The sequence below is a fragment of the Streptomyces lomondensis genome (genome assembly GCF_014651035.1).
GTDB lineage: Bacteria > Actinomycetota > Actinomycetes > Streptomycetales > Streptomycetaceae > Streptomyces > Streptomyces lomondensis.
Genome location: NZ_BMWC01000002.1, coordinates 252,411 through 269,308 on the forward strand (window position 1 = coordinate 252,411; position 16,898 = coordinate 269,308).

The following is a 16,898-nucleotide window of genomic DNA, read 5'->3' on the forward strand; positions in this document are numbered from 1 at the left end:
GGGCCGGGAGGGGTGGGAAAAATCCCGACCGGTCGTCGGCCGCCCTGCGCGGGCCGAGAACCGGCCCTCCGCCTCTTCGTCCGTGCTGTGACCGCACGATCGGGCTGGTGCAAAGGGCCTCCCGGGCGGACGGCCCCGTGCCGTCCGCTGAGATCCGACACCCGTGGTTCGGGCGTCGACCTGACTGGCTTATGCCCTCGAACGAGCGTCGCCATGCCACGGCATATGACGGCGGGCCGGTGAACTCCGTGTTACACGCGTCTTCGGAGGGGTACCAGGAGGTGTTGCGACGTGGGACGTCGCACGTCCGCGGTGTGCGGCGAGGTGCGCCTCAGCCGCCGTAGCGCCGGTGGCGGGCCGCGTAGTCGCGCATGGCGCGCAGGAAGTCGACCTTGCGGAAGGCCGGCCAGAACACGTCGCAGAAGTAGTACTCGGAGTGCGCGGTCTGCCAGAGCATGAATCCGGACAGCCGCTGCTCGCCGCTGGTGCGGATGACCAGATCGGGGTCGGGCTGGTCGCTGGTGTAGAGGTGACGCCCGATCATGTCGATGTCGACGGCCTCGGCGAGCTCCTCCAGCGAGGTGCCCTTGTCCTGGGCGTCGAGCAGCATCGAGCGCACGGCGTCGGCGATCTCCTGGCGGCCGCCGTAGCCGATGGCGACGTTGACCAGTATCCCGTCGACGTGCGCGGTGGTCTCCTCGGCCTCCTTCAGGACCGTCTGCATCCCGGACGGCAGCAGGTCGGGCGTGCCCACGTGGTGCACGCGCCAGCGGCCGTCGGCGGCCAGGGTGCGCACGACGTCCTCGATGATGCCGAGCAGCGGGACGAGCTCCTCCTGCGGCCGGTCGAAGTTGTCCGTGGACAGCAGCCAGAGGGTGACGACCTCGACATCGGTCTCGGTGCACCAGCCGAGGAACTCCTCGATCTTCTCGGCACCTGCCCGATGTCCGTGGACGGTGCTGGAACCGGCGGCCTTCGCCCAGCGCCGGTTGCCGTCCATGATGACGCCGATGTGCTTGGGCACCTGAGCGTGGTCCAGGTGGCCTTCCACCCGGCGTGCGTACAGCCTGACCAGCAGGCCACGCAGCTTGTCGCGCAGGTTCACGAGATTGTCAGCCCCTCCGTACGGATCGGACAGGCCGCGGCATGCGGCCCGGTCGTGGCCGCGGGCGGTCCCTGCCCGTTGGAAGTCCCCAGGGGCGAAGCCTACCCCCGGTACCGCCGTGGGCCCGCCAACGGGTGCGGAACGAAGGGTTCCGGCCGGGGCCCGACGCGCCCCCGGCGCACAAAAGAAAACGGGCCGGTCCGTGGGGGGGAGACGGACCGGCCCGAGGGGGGGCTTCCACCATAACCCTTTGTAAGTGATGCTGCGTGCATCGGCGTGCCACAATTACTCTCCGGAGCCGCCCGGCGACGCGGCGGTGCCTGCGGAACCCCGCGTTCCTGGCTCTTCCCTGGCCGAAAAGGGGCCGCCGTGCAGGGGAATCGTGGGCTCTGAGGCGGGATCCAGAGGGTTTGCCGCATCTTGGGGCCCGCTCGGCGACTTGTCCCCGACGTCCCTCCGATGGGTGACCCCGACTGCGAACGCCCGCTTGACCCCGGCGGCGGCCCGAGGCCGGCTCGATGACGACTCAATGCTGACGGACAAGGAGGCCCTGGCACCGCGCAGCCCCCTCCACTGCGCGGTACCGCCCGCGCAGCGCTTTGCTCACGCGAATCACCTTGGTCTGAACCTATGCGAGCGGCGGCACGGAGGCGAGCCGTCGGCGATAACGATGTGAAAACTCTCGTCGCGAGGTGCAGGAGGTGCCTGTGGTGAGTGGGTGATACGAGTGAACGGCACCTCAGGGCGGCTAGGACGGGATCTGTCGCGATGGCGGGCGCGCACGCGCAGGTGCTGTCCGCGGCCGAGGTGTCGGTCGGGATGCGGGCGAGCGGGGTGACGCGGGCGGACGTAGGCCGCGCTGTGGGAGGACCCGTTCCCACCGGGGTACGGCTCACCGACGAGCAGGCCGACCACGTCGTGACGGCGATCGGCGACGCGCTCGACGGCAGGTTCCTGACCCTCGACGAACTGACCGAGGAGGTCGTCGCCCGTACGGGCCCGTGGGCCGGGGACCGGGTGATGCCGGCGTTCCAGGACCTCTGTGGCCGCGCTGGCGGCAGGTGATGCACCGGGCGGGCTGGGCGGGGCGCTGGAGCTGTTCGTGCGCCGCTATCTGCAGGCGTACGGGCCGGCCACTCCGCAGCACTTCGCGAGGTGGCTGGGGGCGCCGCCCGGTTGGGCCACGGCGCTGTTCCGTGAGCTGGCCGCCGCGGGCGGTGTCGAGGAGGTCGACTTCGAGGGGACGCCGGCCTGGGTGGCGGCGGGCGACACCGACTTCCCGGAGGGTCCCGTGCGGGGTGTGCGGCTGCTGCCGTACTTCGACGCGTACGTCATCGCCGCGCAGCCCCGGGAGCGGCTGTTCCCCGGGAGGGCGTACCGGCGCGCCCTCGGGGGTGGGCAGGCCGGCAACTATCCCGTGCTGCTGGTGGACGGGGTGGTGGCCGGGGTGTGGCACCAGCGGCGCCGGGGCCGTCGTACGACCGTCACGGTCGAGCCGCTCGACCGGCTGACGGCACGGCAGGAACGGGAGCTGGGCGAGCAGGTGGAGCGGGTGGGAGAGGCGCTGGAGGCGACGGCGGAGTTGGTGGTGGGAGAGGTGACGGTGGGGCCGCACGCGTGATCCGGCGTGGGTGTTCGGCCTGTGGGTGCGTCAGGCGCGGTCCGCGTGCGTCTCCCGCTTGCGTGCCTCGAAGAGGTGACGGGTGCTGTGGGCGACGAAGGGCCCTGCTGCCCGGATCCGCTCGTGCAGCGCGCGGAGCTGCGGCTCGTACGCCTCGACGGTGAAGCCGGGGACCATCCACACCACCTTGCGCAGGAAGTGCACGACCGCCCCGATGTCGTGGAACTCCATGCGCAGCCGCTCCGCCCGCAGATCGACGACGTCCAGCCCGGCAGCCTCGGCGTCGGCGCGTTCCCGGTCGGGGTGGCGGGCACCGCGCACGTCGTCCGGCTGGGGCCCGAGGAAGTGCTCGACGAGTTCGAAGACGCTGCCCGGGCCCACGTGCTGGGCGAAGTACGTCCCGCCGGGCTGGAGGACGCGGGCGATCTCGTCCCAGTGCGGGCGGACGGGATGACGGCTCACGACCAGGTCGAAGGCACCGTCGGCGAAGGGCAGCGGATCGTCCTCGGGGACGGCGACGACGGCGACTGAGCGCGGGCGGAGCAGCGCGGTGGCCTTGGCGACGTTCGGCGGCCAGCCCTCGGTGGCGACGGTGAGCGGGGGCCGCTTCGGGGCCCTGGCGAGGGCGAAGTCCAGCACCTCCCCGCCGCCGGTCTGGACATCGAGGGCGGCTCCCGCCCGGCCCAGCCGCTCGGCCATCGACACGGCGTACCCCCAGGAGGGCCGCGCCTCCGTCGCCCGACCCTCGAACCAGGAGAAGTCCCAGCCTTCGGTGGGGACGGAGGCGCCTTCGGTGACGAGGTCTTCGAAGGAGCGGTGGGGTCGGTGCGGTTGCGCTCGGTTCATCCGGTTCATCCGGTTCATTGGGTGCGGGGCGGGTGAGTGCTCGTCGGTCAGAGGTGCGGCAGGAGCGCCGCGTACGCCGCGTGGACGGTGGGGGCGTCGAGGAGGTCGGGGGCGGCGGCGGGGGCGGCGGAGGCACGCGCCATCGCCCAGCTGTCCATCAGGAGCCGGCTGAAGGCGGCGAGCGGTCCGCCGACGGGCCCCTCGCGGCGGGCCCACCGCTCGGCGATGAGTCCGCCCACTCCCGGCACGTTCTCCACGCCGCGCCACTGCGGGTCCGGCGCGGCGTACAGCACGTGGCGGACATGGCTGTGCATCAGCGCGCCGCTGCACAGCAGGCAGGGTTCGAGGGTGGTGTACAGCCGGAGGCCGTCGTCGGCACGGGCACCGGTGGGGAGCTGGGCGAGCGCGTTGACCTCGGCGTGCGCGATGGCCGTACCGGCGAGTTGCCCCGGCGGGGCGGAGGCCTCCTCGCTCCGGTTGCGCCCGGCGGCGACGACTCGCCCGTCGGCATCGACGAGGACAGCGCCGACAGGCCGGCTACCGGCCCGCAGGGCTTCCCAGGCGAGCTCGAAGGGCAGGTGCCAGGGAAGGGGAAGTGAACTGGGATGTCCGGTCACAGAACCTCTCTCTGCCGCTCAGGCGAGGACGAGCAGGACATGCTCGTCCTCGCCGTGCCGGACGGTGCCGGTCCGACGGAAGCCGTGCTTCTCGAGGAGGCGGACGGAGCCGGTGTTCCCACTGACGGGGTCGGCGTACAGGGGCCGGTTCTCCTCGCGCTCCAGGAAGAGGCCGAGGGCCCTGCTGCCGATGCCGCGTCCCCAGTACGGGCGTCCGAGCCAGTAGCCGAGGAAGCGGCGGTCCCCGTCCCACCAGGCGACGATGTTGCCGGCGACGGCGCCGTCCACGGTGACGGTCTGCACGAAGCAGGTGTCGTCACCGAGGACGTTGGCTTTCCAGTGCCGCAGGAACGCCTCGCGCGGGCGGGGCGTGAACCTCGACCGCCGGACGGCCTCCGGCTCGTGCTCGTACGCCAGGAAGAACTCCAGGTCGGCTTCCACGACGTCGCGCAGCCGGACGTCCAGGTCGTCATCGCTCATGCCGGGAGTGTGTCAGCAGCCACTGACAACGGGGCCCTCAGCGAACCAGCGGACGCACTTCTTCCGCAACGAACCGCACGAACCCTTCCGGGTCGGGCTCGTCTCCCGTCGGCTGGAGCACCACCGTGTCGGCCCCGGCCTCGGCCAGCCGCTCCACGGCCTTGGCGACGGCACCCGCGTCCCCGGCGACCCCGAGGTCCGGAACGGATTCCAACCCCTCGGCGACCAGCTCGGCACGCAGCCGGGCGTCGGCGTCGGTCCCGGTGGCGGTGAGGAGGTAGACGACGACGGAGTGCGGCCCGTCCCCGCGGCCGGCCGCCTGCCGCCCCTCCTGGATGAGCTGCCGCGCCTTCCGCACGCCTTCGGCGTTGGTGGCGGCGGTGAGGATGGTCCCGTCGGCGGCCTCCCCGGTGAGCCGCAGCGTGCGCGGCCCGGTGGCGCCGGCCAGCACCTCGCCCCCACCGCCCGCCGGCGGCCAGTCGAGGGCGACGTCGTCGAGCTTGACGTACCGCCCGTCGGTGGTCAGCCGCTCCCCGCCCAGCAGAGCGCGCAGCGCGACGAGATGCTCCCGCAACAACGTCACCGGCGACTCGACCCGGGCTCCCACCTGCCCCATCCAGTCCTGCACACCATGCCCCACGCCGACGATCGCCCGCCCCGGGAACATCCGGTGCAGCGAGGCGACCTCCATGGCGGTGATGGCGACGTTCCGCAACGGCACGGGCAACAGCCCGACTCCGACCCGCACACGCTCGGTCCACGCGAGCGCCGCGGCGGCGGTGGAGATACCGCCCTCTCTGAAACAGTCCTCCCAGAGCCAGAGCTCTTCGAGCCCTGCCTGGTCGGCGAGCTGGGCTACGGATCGGAGTCGTTCGGGGGCGAGTTGGGGGCGGAACACTGCGCCGAGTTCGGTCATGGGTGCTACCTATCCCGGACAAGCACGGGCCACACCGCGAAGAGGATGACCGCCTGCCGGACCAGCCGGGCGACGAATCGCGCGTCGGGTTGGCGGGTGGTTGACAGCGGGGTGCGACGCCCAGGGAAGCGGTGGAAACGGCGGGGTCATCAGCGCTCCCTCATCCGTTTCGTGTGTAACGGCGATCAACGCTTACTCAATCAATGTCGTCGCCTGGTTCGGCTTCCAAGGGGTTGGTGAAGCTGACCGTCCCGGCGATCTGGCGGAGGATCTCGCGGTACTCCTCGCGGCGAGACACAGCTGTGGTGCTGACTGTGAGGACGGCCAAGCGCTTGCAGTCAGGGTGCGGCAGATGGGCGTGAATCTGAAGCAGAGGCTGCTGCGAAAGGTCACTGTCAGCCGATGCCGTCAGCATGGTCTCGCTGAAAGCGGCTGGACCACAGGAGAGTTCCAAAAATTCGATGTGGGCGTGGTTTCCGGTGGCTGTGACCGCGCGCGCAGCTGTGACACCGCGGGGGGCAGGTTTGGTGTCATGCCAGGAAATGGTGAAGAGGGAGAGCAAGGGCGGGCCGATGTCTGCCCCTCTGTCCTCCACGTCGTCACGGTGCAGGCCGATTGAACAGTGGACCGTGCCGATATCGCAAAGCGCCGCCACCAGTCGCTGGCCATACGCGAATTGTGCGATGAACTGCTGACGGACCATCTCGTCGGGCAGGGAATCGAGAAATGGAGCGACTGAGGCACGCAGCTTGTCTGCATCCGGAGAGTCCGGCGCGGGGAGCAGAGCGTCGACAGGGAGAGCTGTGTAGCCGGCGGGTTCACCGAACCAGAGTTCTGCGTGGGGGTCTTTGAAAGAGTCGTGGAAGGAGATCGTGGGGGTGTCCACAGGAAGTGTCCGTTCACAGGTTCAGGGGCTGGCCGGATAAACGCCCACACGTCTACCGCGCTCGATGTCCTCTGCCGTCACGCCCCAGTCAGACAACCGCTGGCCGTTCCGCGAGTCTGCCCACTGTTCAAGTACGTGTAGGCGACGAGGCACGGTGCCTCCACGCCCGCCCACGGCGATGAGGCCGATGAAGCGTGGGTCTCCAGCGAACCAGATGCTTTCGATCTGCGCCTTCAACTTCGGCTTCGCACGGGGAGCCATTCTACGATGCCACCACTCCGTACGGAGATGCCGTGCAAAGACCAGCGCGAGCCGCTGTTCGGGGCGAGCAGGATTGGGGAACTCGAACCATCCGTGATGCTTTTCCGAGACATCTGGATGACTTGTCAGCCCATGTGGAACTCGTTGGAGAACCTGCCATGGATAGGCCCGCATGATGCGTCGCATGCGCAGCGCAGGGGGAAAGTACCGCAACTGCACCACTGCCCGATAAACGCAATAGCAGAGCGGCAACACGAAAAGGAAGCCGAAGCCCGGGGACAGAAAAACTACCAAGACGTACAGCAGGCCGATCCAGGCTGCGATCCATCCGAAGAATCCGAGGACGTTCATGAACATGTGTGCCGTCCAGGACCGCCGAGTAGGTGGATGGTCCCAGGCGACGGAGTGGTCTGCCGGGTTCACGGGCTCCCTCTTTCCCTGCAGAAAAACATCAGCGCACAAACTGGACAAGGTCGAGGATGCCACCGTTGTCAAGAATCAGACGTGAACCATCGATCCCTGCGACGGTGCCGTCCTTGATTCCGTCATCGTCTGCGTCCACCAGCTTGTTGTACAGGCCGAAGCCACCGGTGCCCACGCCGACCAGACCCGACGTGACCGCCACTGTCTTCGCAGCGGCGTCCGGGTTGCTGAGTCCGCGAACCGCACGCATGACCAATGGGTTGTCCAGCCTCGCGATGCCCTGCATGCTGTCCACGGTCTTGGTGCCGAACAGCGCAGCCTTTTGCGCGAGGGAGAGCGTTTCGCTCCCGGCCCGCAGCGCACTCACCGTCCCCTTGACGCCGGCGACGGTGGCTCCAAGGCCCGGGACAGCCCCCATGGCGTCTGCTCCTACCGACACCAGGTTGCTCCAGAAGTCCGCGTCGAACTCACCCTTCAGGAAGCCGTCCTTCAAGGACTCCAAGGTCTCAGGATTGGCGAAGAGCCTCACGCCGAGAGCGGTCGCGCTCAGCGCGGACGCCGTGAGCATCAGCGCCGCCACCATCGCGATCCCCAGGGGGCCGGCAAAGATGATCGCCACAACGCCGATGACCCCTGCGACGAAACTGAGAATGTCCGGCAGGTTGTCGCCGAGCCAGTCGAGCGCCTCGTCGAACCATCCCGGCTCATGAGGAGCAAGCTTCTTCGTCGCGTCACGGATCTTGCCGGCTCGGTGCTGGGCCTTCTCCTCGTGCTCCTCGGCAAGCTTCTTGGCCTTGGCGATGACCTTGTCGAGTTCAGCCTGAGCTTCGTCCACGGCGGAGTTCGCGCGCGTCAGCGCCTTCTGCGCCTCTTCGTGGCGAGCGCCCTTCTCGTCCATGTCAGGGTCGTTCTCGGCCTTACCCGCGCGACCCTTCGCAGCGTCCAAGGCGTCTTGGGCGTCCTTGGCGTCCTGCTCGAGACGCTTGGCACGGCGCTGGAAGTCGTCGAGTTCCGCCTCCCAATGGCCAAGCTGCTTGGCTGCCTTGCGTATGGAGTGCGCCGCGTTCTTCAGGTTCAGCGGCAGCGGACCGCCATCGAGTTGCTCGCGGAACGCGACGGCAGCGTCCCCCTTCCAGTAGCTGCCGTCGAGCAGCTTGGTGACCAGGTCATGCGTGTCTTCGAGGACCTTCGCGCAGCCAGTGAGCTTCTTGTGCAGCGCTCGAACTGTTTCCGTATCACCCGGCACCGGATTGAACCCCAGGTGCGGATAGTCCGGGTTGGGGATGCGAGGTGCCGACTTCAGGCCCTGAGGCTTGTCGTAATCCGCCCGCGACTGAGGGTCCAGGGCCGCACCTGTACGGTCGGTTCCAGGGGTGACGGTCACTTGTTGCTCCCGCTCTTGCCTTCCCTGGCCTTCTTCAGGGCTTCCTCAAGCGCCTTGTCGACTTCGAAGTAGCTGTCCTTGCTCTTCCCGATGATGTCGGCGAGATCCTCTGTCTGCTTGCCGATCTCTTCAGTCCCGTATCGCCACTCGTCCTGGAAGTGCTCGCATGCGGAGTCCAAGTCGTCCGTGCCGAGCCCGGTCACGTTCGTATCCAGCAGTGCCTTGCGCACGCCCTCGAGTGAACTCGTGGACTTCCTCAGCATCTTCATGAAGTGCGCAAGCTCGTCACCGTCAACGGCAAGCCGTTCCGCCATGCGACTGTGTTCCCCTCCCCCTGCCTGGAGCTTTCCCGAGTAAGTGACTCTAGCGTTCCGCTCACGAGACGGACGGGCGGCCACCCACAAGAGTGGCCACCGTGGATGGGCTCAGCGGTTCACAGCCTGGATCTCCTGTACGACCACGTCCTGGGTGGCGCCGAACGTGCCGTCGGGAAGGTCGCCTCCCGCGCCGCCGCTGCCGGTCCACTCGATCTTCCAGGTGACGGTGGCCTGGAGCGGGTACGTGCCGTCTCCCGAGGAACGCAGGTACTTCACTCCGCAGGGCGGTGTCCGGTTTGCCTTGCCCTTGGCATAGGGCTCGCCGATGCGGCCGTTGTTGATTTCGCAGACGCCCGACGCCGGGTAGGTCACGGCGTCCTTGGTGCCCGGTTCGATCCTGAGCGCCACGGGTTCCGCGGTCGCGGTCGCCTCGATGCCGATCACCGGTACCGAGGCGGTGACGGAGACCGGCTTGAAGTCGGCGGCGTCCAGCCAGGCCCAGGTCGGCAGGTTGACCTTGGTCGCCGCGGCGGGGGCCAGGGTCACCTCGGTGCTGGGGACGCGGATCTCCGCGTAGGCGAGTTCGGCGAGGATCTCCGGCGTGACGGCGTTCTCGACGTTGGCGGGCGGGGGGTCTCCGAGGTCCACCCAGAAGGGGGGCTCGTCACAGGAGTCCCATCCCGGCGGGAAGTCCTCGTTGACGAAGGAGTCCCAGAAGTAGCCCTCGCCGGTCTTGTCCTTGTTGAAGTCCTTGTACGGGTGCCCGTTGACGTAGCGGTCGCGCTGCTCGGCATCCCACTCGTAGCCCGTCGAACCGGCTTCCCAGGTCGGCTCCAGCGATTTCTGGAGCTGTTCCGGGGTGTACTTGGGGGCGTACCAGCAGGGCGGCGGGGTCCAGGAGGTGGAAGACGTGAGGGCGCCGGCGGAGTTGCCGCTGCCGTTCTTCGAACGGTCGAAGACGACGCCGCCGACGGTTACGGAGACGGTGCCGTCTTTGCCGGTGTTGGCCTCCTGTGTTTCGCCGTCCGTGCCGCCGAAGCCCTTTTTCGCGTGGGCGGGGCCGGCAGCAGCCAGGACGACGGCTATGAGTCCCGAAGTGAAGAGCAGGCGTCTTCCGGTACGGATCAGGGCTGGCACTTCGCACTCCCCCGCTGCGAGATCAGTCGCTCGGTGACCCAGACGCCGTTGTCGTTCTTGCGCAGGGTGCCGGCGTAGACGACGTAGCTGTCCTTCGTCACGGGCGTGACATCGGTCTTGCCGGTCTCCAGGAACTTGTTGAACGCCTTGCTCTGGTCCTCGCAGTACACGAGTGCGGCCGTGCCATCGTCCTTGACGGTCACGCTCTCGTTGTAATAGCGGGTCAGACCAGTGGTGCGGGCTTTGTGGTCGACGAACTCCTGGATGTACTTCTGGCTTTCGGCCGCGGCCGTGCCTTCCGAATAGAAGCGATAGGCCTTGTCGAGCGGATCCTGCCTGGCGATTGCCATGTCGACAGCCTTGATGCGCTGTTCGGCGTCGCTGAGCACCGCGTCCTTCTCGGTGTCGCCGGTCTTCTTCCATTCGAACTTGTAGGTTACGTCCGACGGCAGCTCGATCTTGGGCCGGCCGCCCGCGTCCGCCTCGCTCGGGCTGGGCGAGGGCGATGCCTTGTCCTCGGTCTCGGCACCCGCGATCTTGTCGCTGTCCTTGCCCTTGGAGCTGTCATCGCTCCCGCACGCGGACAGCGTCAGGGCCGCAGCGGTCAGCGTGAGCGCTGCGAGGAGGGTGGGGCGGCGGTTCACGGTCGGCTCCCGGTAAGAGGCGAGGCTTCTCTTGAGCGAACCAAAGCTATCCAGCGGTGTGGAGCCGCACCAGAGTGAAGCTTGTCGACCGGCGGGGTGTATGGGGAGGAATCGGCGATTCGCCGACCAGTTTGAGCCGTAACGGTTGCGTAACACGCCAATCGGTTCGTCAGGAGCGGGGGCGTTTCAGTCCTGAACCAGCAAAGGGCGGCATCGGACGTGCGCATGGGCCCGTGGGCCTATGTGGGGACTACTCGCGTACGGATACGTTCGGTTCGGACAAACGGTGGCACGGCGGGAGGGGCCTGGATGGGGCGGCGGTGGCGGGACGGGCGCGGGGAGTTGGTCGTGCACGGCAGTGGCGGGGGGCCGGGCGTGCGGGTGCCGTTGGAGATCGCCACCTCCTATCGGGCCCGTACGAAAGGGCTGTTGGGGCGGGATTCCGTCGAGGGGGCGATTCTGCTCTCGCCCGCCAACAGCGTGCACACCTTTCGGATGCGCATGCCGATCGATGTGGCCTATCTCGATCGCGACCTTCGGGTCATCGCCGTGCGGACCATGCCGCCGGGGCGGCTGGGGATGCCTCGGCTGCGGGCTCGGCATGTGGTGGAGGCGCGGGCCGGGGTGATGCGTGAGTGGGGGGTGCGGGCGAATGTGCGGCTCGAGGTTGTCGTGGAGGGAAGCTAGGCGTGCCGTTCCAGGCTCTGACGCCCTCGCGGTCAGAGGTCCTCTCGCCGGTGGGACCACCCGTCGGTCCTTGCCGTGGTGCCGCTCCTGCCCTGCTGGGCCACGTCGGCGCCCCGTGGCCAGTGCTCGCCGTGATCCGGTCATCACCATGGCGTCCGGCGGGGGACCCGGTTCCACCACCAGCGTCCCTTTTCCTCGTCTCGTACGGGCTTCGTGTCCGTGTACGCGGTGAAGATCCTGTCCAGTCGGGTCACCACCTCCCGCAGGGCACCGGCGTACGCCTCGCCGGCCTCTCGGATGAGTTGCTCCAGTGCGTCACGGGCCTTCAGGTCACGGTGGAACAGGTCTTCCCTGTACCGCCCGCAAGGGGCCCAGTCGGTCTCCAGTCGGCGGACCAGTCGTTCCCACACGTACAGGTCGTAGCGCACGTGGTCTTCGGCGCTCCCTGCCTTGTCCCTCGGGAAGGCGGCGAGAAGGGCGTCGAAGACGGGGGTGGCGGCATCTGACGGAGCGTCCGTCCGGTACGGCGACCCAGTAGGCGCTCGGCAGGTCCAGATCCGAGGGGTGGAGGACGGAGGTTCCCGTCCTGGCCGCCAGGCCCAGTGCCAGGTCCTTCTCCGTGTGGTCGGTAGCGGTCCTGTCCTCCACGGTGATGTCCAGTTCGAGGGAGAGGTCGCCGGGCGGCAGCAGGCGCCAGGTGCAGAGCACGGGGGCGTCCCAGTGCCGTCCTTCCTGGTCGCCGTCCGCGTCGGCGACGTCGACGGCCTCGGGGCGGATCGCGAGCAGGTCCGCCAGGGCCCGTCGCAGGCTCTCCGGGGGCAGCTCAGCGACGATGAAGAGATTCGCGATCAGCACTGCGCGCGTCACCTCGGGTTCTCAGGCAGAAGGGCTGCGGGCTGTCAGTGGCTCGGGCCTTCGCTCTCCAGGTCGAAGAGCGTGCTCTGTGCCGCTTCCGCGTTCTCCCAACGTGCCGGGCCGCCCGGCTTGACCGACAGGCGCTCCAGTGCCGCCCTGGCGTCCGGGCCGCCCATCGCGCCCAGCAGTTCGATGGCGGAGTCTGCGCCGATGTCTGCCGTCACGCAACGCTCCGCCAGGCCCACCGCCCAGTCGGCGAAGCGACCCGGGTCGGGGTCGAGAGCCAGCCAGCGGAACACCGAGTCGGTGATGTCGTCCCGCAGCACCGGGATCATGGCGAGCATCGCCGCTTCGACGTGCAGCACGACGTGCCGCCGTAGCGGATCCAGATGCGGCCGGCCCCGCCACGTGCGGACCAGCTCGTCCACACCGGACCATGTCACCTGGCTCGCGCGGGGCATGCTCTCCCCCACGGCCTGGTGAAACTCCTCCCACACATGCCACAGCAGGCCGGGCGACGGCGGCTGAGGCACACGCGGAGCCAGTTCCGGGTCTTCCAGAAGTACGGTCACCACGCGCCGGGCTTCCGCCAACCGCTCGTCGGTGCGGGGCAGTTCCGCGATCCGGCTCCAGTCGCACTCGTCCCAGGGCTGCGGCAGGGACCGCAGAGCGCGGGGCAGGACGTAGTCACCCTCCGGATCGTGCCACCGCGCGACCTGCGGGTCCCACGTCTCCTCGGCGTTCGGCTCCGTGCCCGACTCACTCATCCCTGCCGTCCCACCACAGTCTTGCCTCCGTCGTCCGCTCAGCTGATCCCCAGGTACGCCTTGGCGCTCTCCGGGTCCTTCATCTTCGACCAGTCCATCGTGCCGTTCGCGGTCCGTTCGTCGATGGCACGCTGCATCCTGCCGAGCTGGCCGGCGGACAGGCTCTGGCCCGCCACCCTCACCTCGACGTCGTTCTTCGCCATCTCTCCGGCCGCCGTCCGGGTGTCCTTCGCCGGCCTGCCGTTCCGGGCGGGCTTGAACTCACTGAAGATCGACGTCCAGCGATCCGTCGTCTCGATCTCCACGGTGGCCTTGCGGCCGGGCTCCTTGCCCGCCCACTTCCTGAGCCGTTCGACCTGATTGGCGAAGTCCGCCTTGCGCGTGGCCGAACCGGCGTTCTTGACCTCCTTGACGTGGACGGTGCCACTCCTGTCCTTGTAGACCACGTCGGCGTCGGGGATCTCGTCGAGATTCACCCTCTCCCCGTTGCCCAGGTCGGCCTCCTTCCGGTTCATCTTGCCGCCGACACCGGCGTCCACCCGGGTGCCGGGGGCCGCGTCGTCGGCGGCGCGGCGCACGGCGTTCACCTCGGCACGCGCTTCCGCCAGCTTGTTGGCGTCCGGGGCGTTCGCGACCTTGCCCTCCAGTGCCGCGGCGGCGTCGCCGTTGACGTTCTCGCGGCGCGCCAGGTCGGCGATCTCGTCGAGTGCGCCGGCCACGTCCTCCTTGCCGATCTCGGCCTTGCTCGGGTCCGGGTCGTCCTTGGCCCGGTCGACGAGCCCGTCGATCTGGTCGTCGGGCACGGAGGAGCCCTGCTCCCGCAGGGCGGCCTTCGCCGCCTCGGCACGGGCCTCGAGCGTCTGCTGCTCCGCCTCGTCCGCCTTCTTCCGGGCCTCCTCGGCCTGCTGCCTGGCCTCCTCGTCGCAGCCGTCCTCGGCGAGCACCACGTACGACCTGTCCCCGGCGCGTACGACGTGGGCGGCCGAGGGGCCGGCGGCGAGGACCGTGGTACCCGTGCCGGAGGAGCCGGTGAGGGGCGCCGGTTCATGCGGGGTGTCGCCGTACGGCATCCTGCCGACCGGGGCGGCGAGGGTGCAGCCGGATTCGCGGGCCTTCCTCTCGGCCTCGTCCGCCGCCTCGTCGGCCTCCTTCGCTGCCTGCTCGGCGCCCTTGACGTCGCCTGCCCCGGCCGCCTTCCTGGCGTCCTCGGCCGCGTCGGCGGCGTTGTCCGTGAGCTTGGCCAGATCGCCCAGCTTGCCGAGTTCGCCCAGCTTGCCGAGTTTTCCTACGAGCTTGGCCTCGCCGTAGCCGGGGATGAAGAGGGAGCCGACGTTCCATACGACCGTGGTGGCGGCGCGGGTCTCGTTGCCCTGGTTCCACTGGTCGCGGACCTCCTCCCCGATGAACATGTCGTCGAGGACCTTGCCGCCCGAGTTCAGGGTCGCGCCGCCCCAGTCGGTGAGCGCGTCGAGGTAGTCGCCGTTCGCCCATTTGCCGCCGGCGTCCTTGGCGTCCCGCGACCACTGGTCGGCGATGACGCCGCCGTAGTCCTTCAGGCCGTCCAGGGTGTCGAGCGGGTTGGTGACCGTGTCCCAGATGCCCTGGAGTTCGCCGCCGATGCCGTCCACGAAGAGGCCTTCGCCGACCTGCTTCAGCTGGTCGCCGGTGCAGCCGAAGAAGGCGCCGACGCCGGAGAAGCAGCCATCGTCCTCCTCCTCCTTGCCCTTCTCGCCGTCGTCCTCAGGTTTCTGCCGGCTCTCGGGCTGCTCGACCTCGTCGGCTTCGGGCCTGGTTTCCGCGCTGTTTCCCGTACCGCGGCGGGCTGTGACGTCCGTACCGCCGCCGTCGCCGGCCGGGGCGGGGCAGGCCGTGCCGGTGACCTTGCAGATCGCCGACTGGAGGCCGCCGAGGATCTGGGTGCCCAGGCCGCTGACCAGGAGAGCGGTGATGACCGCCACGACGACGGCGATCAGGCCCGCGTACTCCACCGCCGTCTGGCCTTCGTCACGGCGCCAGCGGATCATCCGGGGCAGGGAGAACGGGCGGCGTTCGGCGCGGTCCAGGGCGGGAAGGCGGTACCAGTCGCGGCTGTCCGCGCGAGTGAGGATGTAGAGGATGAGGAGGGGGAGGAAGAGCTGGGTGTAGCCGCGGGGTGATCCGTCGGTGATGTTGGATATCGCGCCGGTGATCAGCCAGGCCTGTACGGCGATCAGGCCGGCGCGGGTTCTCGTTCCGCCCTGCCAGGTGCGCCGGGCGAGCCACCAGCCCAGGACGCCGGGGGCTGCCGCGTAGGCGGTGAGGGCGAGGACGCCGCCGTCGACGGCGTCGTACGAGGCCGCGGTGAGCAGGACGCCGAGGCCGCCCAGGACCGTGATCGCGAAGAGGGCGTGGACGAGGGCGAGCGCGGTCGCGAGCGAGCCGGGCATGTTCCGGCGCCCGCCGGGGCCCGGCGGCCATGCGGCGCCGGCCCCCGGCACTCCCCCGATCGAGGTCATGCCCCCTCCTTCGCCCTCGGACTACGACACGGCCCGAGGGTAGGGAGGGGCAGGCGGGGCGGGATGGGTCCGTGGCCCCAAAACGGGCCCCAAATCCGGGCCCAGGCCGGAGAGTTCGTCGCTCGGGGGCACGCCGTACGCCATGCGGGGAAGGCCGGTCACCTGCTGTGGAGGGCGGTCAGCCAGGCGTCGGGGACCTCGTCCACTCCGACACTCACCTCCCCCTCCTCACTCGACCGGATGTCCAGCCAGGTGCGCCCGTGTTCGTCCTGCCGGGGCGGGCTGACACCGAGGACGGACCTGCGGTCGATCGCCAGTTCCGGGCCGTCGGGAGGTGCTGTATCGCCGTCGACGAAGAGCAGGCGTTCGTCGGTCAGGGCCAGGAAGCCGCCCCGCTGCCAGTGGTCCGGTTCCAGAGGCCGGCGCAGGCTGGAGGGCCGTACGTGGCGTACGACTTCGGTGGGGCGCAGGCTCGCGACCAGCCGGGGCGCGCAGAGCTCGGCGAGGGTGGGTCGGGAGTGGTCGGAGTCGCGCTCGAAGCGGCCGCCGCCGAAGTAGCGGGACGCGTCGGCCGCCTCGTTCAGCAGTGCCGGGATGTCCAGGTGCGCGAGGGCCACCGCCGCACCGGCCAGGTCACCCTGGTCTTCCAGGAGTTGCGCGAGGAGCGCGGACACTCCCGTGCGGGTGATGGCCGTGCCGAGCCGGAGCGCGGTCCGGCACAGTGCGATCGCGTCGGCGAGGGCCTCGGACTCGGTCGTGTATCCGAGGGCGGGGAGGTCGCGGCTCGGGTCCGGCCGGGCCTTGGTGTCGTCGGCGGACAGGTCGCGGACCAGTACGGGGTCCTGGCCGAGCCACGGCTGAGTCGGTCTGACCGGCTCGGGTGGGAAACGCTCCTCGCGCCGGTTCCCGCGGGCGTCGTCGATCATCTCGGCGAGTTCGTGCGCGGCCCTGCCGGAGACCGTGCCGACCCGCTCGTCGATCAGCGCCTGGAAGGCGCGCCGGGCCTCGGCGAGGTCGCCGCGGGCGCGCAGGTGGCGGGCCCGTGCCAGGTGCGCCTCCGCCAGGTCGAGGCGGGCGCGGGACAGTTCACTCTCGATCAGCGCGGGCTTGGCGGGGCCGTCGGCGGCCATGGCGCGCAGGACGCGGTGGATGCCCTCGGTCGCCGTCAGCCGTAGGTCGACGTGGTTGCGGCCCTGGCCGGCGGCCACGCGGTAGCCGGTCAGCGCCCGGTCGTGGCGCCGCCTCTCCTCCTGCCGGGCCGACCAGTCGAGGATGGTCTGCGTGTGGTCGCGGGTGCCGTGGTCGCGTGCGGCCCGGGTCAGGAGGTCATGCAGTGGGTAGACGCGCATGCTGTCCCGGGCGGCTCGGGCCAGCAGCGCGTGCAACAGGAAACGGGGAAGCCACACGGTCGCCCTCCAGGGTCGGGCCAGGGGTCAGGGTCAGGGTCAGGGGCCAGG

Annotated in this window: 16 protein-coding genes and 1 pseudogene; 2 read left to right on the top strand and 15 right to left on the bottom strand. The window is 69.5% G+C overall.

Annotated features, from left to right (window positions below):
• Positions 1-331: 331 nt before the first annotated feature.
• Positions 332-1,105 (bottom strand): isoprenyl transferase, encoded by a 774-nt coding sequence (locus IE255_RS08545; protein ID WP_190049580.1) that lies wholly within the window; start codon positions 1,103-1,105, stop codon positions 332-334.
• Between the two features lie 714 nt (positions 1,106-1,819).
• Between IE255_RS08545 and IE255_RS08550 the strand changes: the two are divergent.
• A pseudogene (locus IE255_RS08550) lies at positions 1,820-2,726 on the top strand (DNA glycosylase AlkZ-like family protein).
• A 30-nt stretch (positions 2,727-2,756) separates the two neighbouring features.
• Here IE255_RS08550 and IE255_RS08555 read toward each other — a convergent pair.
• The 10 genes from IE255_RS08555 to IE255_RS08600 form a co-directional block, all read right to left on the bottom strand.
• On the bottom strand, positions 2,757-3,572 hold the full coding sequence (locus IE255_RS08555) for a class I SAM-dependent methyltransferase (RefSeq protein WP_190049581.1): 816 nt from the start codon (positions 3,570-3,572) through the stop codon (positions 2,757-2,759).
• Positions 3,573-3,619: 47 nt separating this feature from the next.
• Positions 3,620-4,189 carry a nucleoside deaminase gene (locus IE255_RS08560; protein ID WP_190049582.1) on the bottom strand — a complete coding sequence of 190 codons (570 nt, stop codon included), beginning with the start codon at positions 4,187-4,189 and terminating at the stop codon, positions 3,620-3,622.
• An 18-nt stretch (positions 4,190-4,207) separates the two neighbouring features.
• A complete protein-coding gene (locus tag IE255_RS08565; protein WP_190049583.1) occupies positions 4,208-4,669 on the bottom strand; it encodes a GNAT family N-acetyltransferase in 462 nt (153 codons plus the stop codon).
• Positions 4,670-4,706: 37 nt separating this feature from the next.
• Complete coding sequence (locus IE255_RS08570) at positions 4,707-5,585, bottom strand: LLM class flavin-dependent oxidoreductase (protein WP_190049584.1); 879 nt, start codon at positions 5,583-5,585, stop codon at positions 4,707-4,709.
• Between the two features lie 196 nt (positions 5,586-5,781).
• Entirely contained in the window at positions 5,782-6,471 is a 690-nt protein-coding gene (locus IE255_RS08575; protein WP_190049585.1) for a hypothetical protein, read from the bottom strand.
• A 21-nt stretch (positions 6,472-6,492) separates the two neighbouring features.
• On the bottom strand, positions 6,493-7,089 hold the full coding sequence (locus IE255_RS08580) for a hypothetical protein (RefSeq protein WP_190049586.1): 597 nt from the start codon (positions 7,087-7,089) through the stop codon (positions 6,493-6,495).
• 94 nt (positions 7,090-7,183) lie between these two features.
• Positions 7,184-8,539 (bottom strand): putative T7SS-secreted protein, encoded by a 1,356-nt coding sequence (locus IE255_RS08585; RefSeq protein ID WP_190049587.1) that lies wholly within the window; start codon positions 8,537-8,539, stop codon positions 7,184-7,186.
• Positions 8,536-8,853, bottom strand: a complete 318-nt coding sequence (locus IE255_RS08590) for a hypothetical protein (protein WP_190049588.1) — start codon at positions 8,851-8,853, stop codon at positions 8,536-8,538. The genes IE255_RS08585 and IE255_RS08590 overlap by 4 nt, the downstream gene beginning before the upstream one ends.
• A gap of 111 nt (positions 8,854-8,964) precedes the next feature.
• Positions 8,965-9,993: a hypothetical protein gene (locus IE255_RS08595; RefSeq protein ID WP_372487520.1), complete on the bottom strand. Its 1,029-nt coding sequence runs from the start codon at positions 9,991-9,993 to the stop codon at positions 8,965-8,967.
• Positions 9,981-10,637: a hypothetical protein gene (locus tag IE255_RS08600; protein WP_190049589.1), complete on the bottom strand. Its 657-nt coding sequence runs from the start codon at positions 10,635-10,637 to the stop codon at positions 9,981-9,983. Before IE255_RS08600 ends, IE255_RS08595 begins: the two co-directional genes overlap by 13 nt.
• A gap of 309 nt (positions 10,638-10,946) precedes the next feature.
• Between IE255_RS08600 and IE255_RS08605 the strand changes: the two genes are divergently transcribed.
• The gene (locus tag IE255_RS08605) at positions 10,947-11,324 is read left to right on the top strand and encodes a DUF192 domain-containing protein (RefSeq protein WP_190049590.1); all 378 of its coding nucleotides are present in this window, start codon (positions 10,947-10,949) and stop codon (positions 11,322-11,324) included.
• A 143-nt stretch (positions 11,325-11,467) separates the two neighbouring features.
• Here IE255_RS08605 and IE255_RS39075 read toward each other — a convergent pair whose 3' ends face one another.
• From IE255_RS39075 to IE255_RS08625, 4 genes are all read right to left on the bottom strand, one after another.
• Positions 11,468-11,752 carry a hypothetical protein gene (locus IE255_RS39075; RefSeq protein ID WP_229906324.1) on the bottom strand — a complete coding sequence of 95 codons (285 nt, stop codon included), beginning with the start codon at positions 11,750-11,752 and terminating at the stop codon, positions 11,468-11,470.
• 471 nt (positions 11,753-12,223) lie between these two features.
• On the bottom strand, positions 12,224-12,946 hold the full coding sequence (locus tag IE255_RS08615; RefSeq protein WP_190049591.1) for a hypothetical protein: 723 nt from the start codon (positions 12,944-12,946) through the stop codon (positions 12,224-12,226).
• Between the two features lie 38 nt (positions 12,947-12,984).
• Positions 12,985-15,441: a Flp family type IVb pilin gene (locus IE255_RS08620; RefSeq protein WP_190049592.1), complete on the bottom strand. Its 2,457-nt coding sequence runs from the start codon at positions 15,439-15,441 to the stop codon at positions 12,985-12,987.
• Between the two features lie 158 nt (positions 15,442-15,599).
• Entirely contained in the window at positions 15,600-16,847 is a 1,248-nt protein-coding gene (locus IE255_RS08625) for a hypothetical protein (RefSeq protein WP_190049593.1), read from the bottom strand.
• Positions 16,848-16,898: the final 51 nt, after the last annotated feature.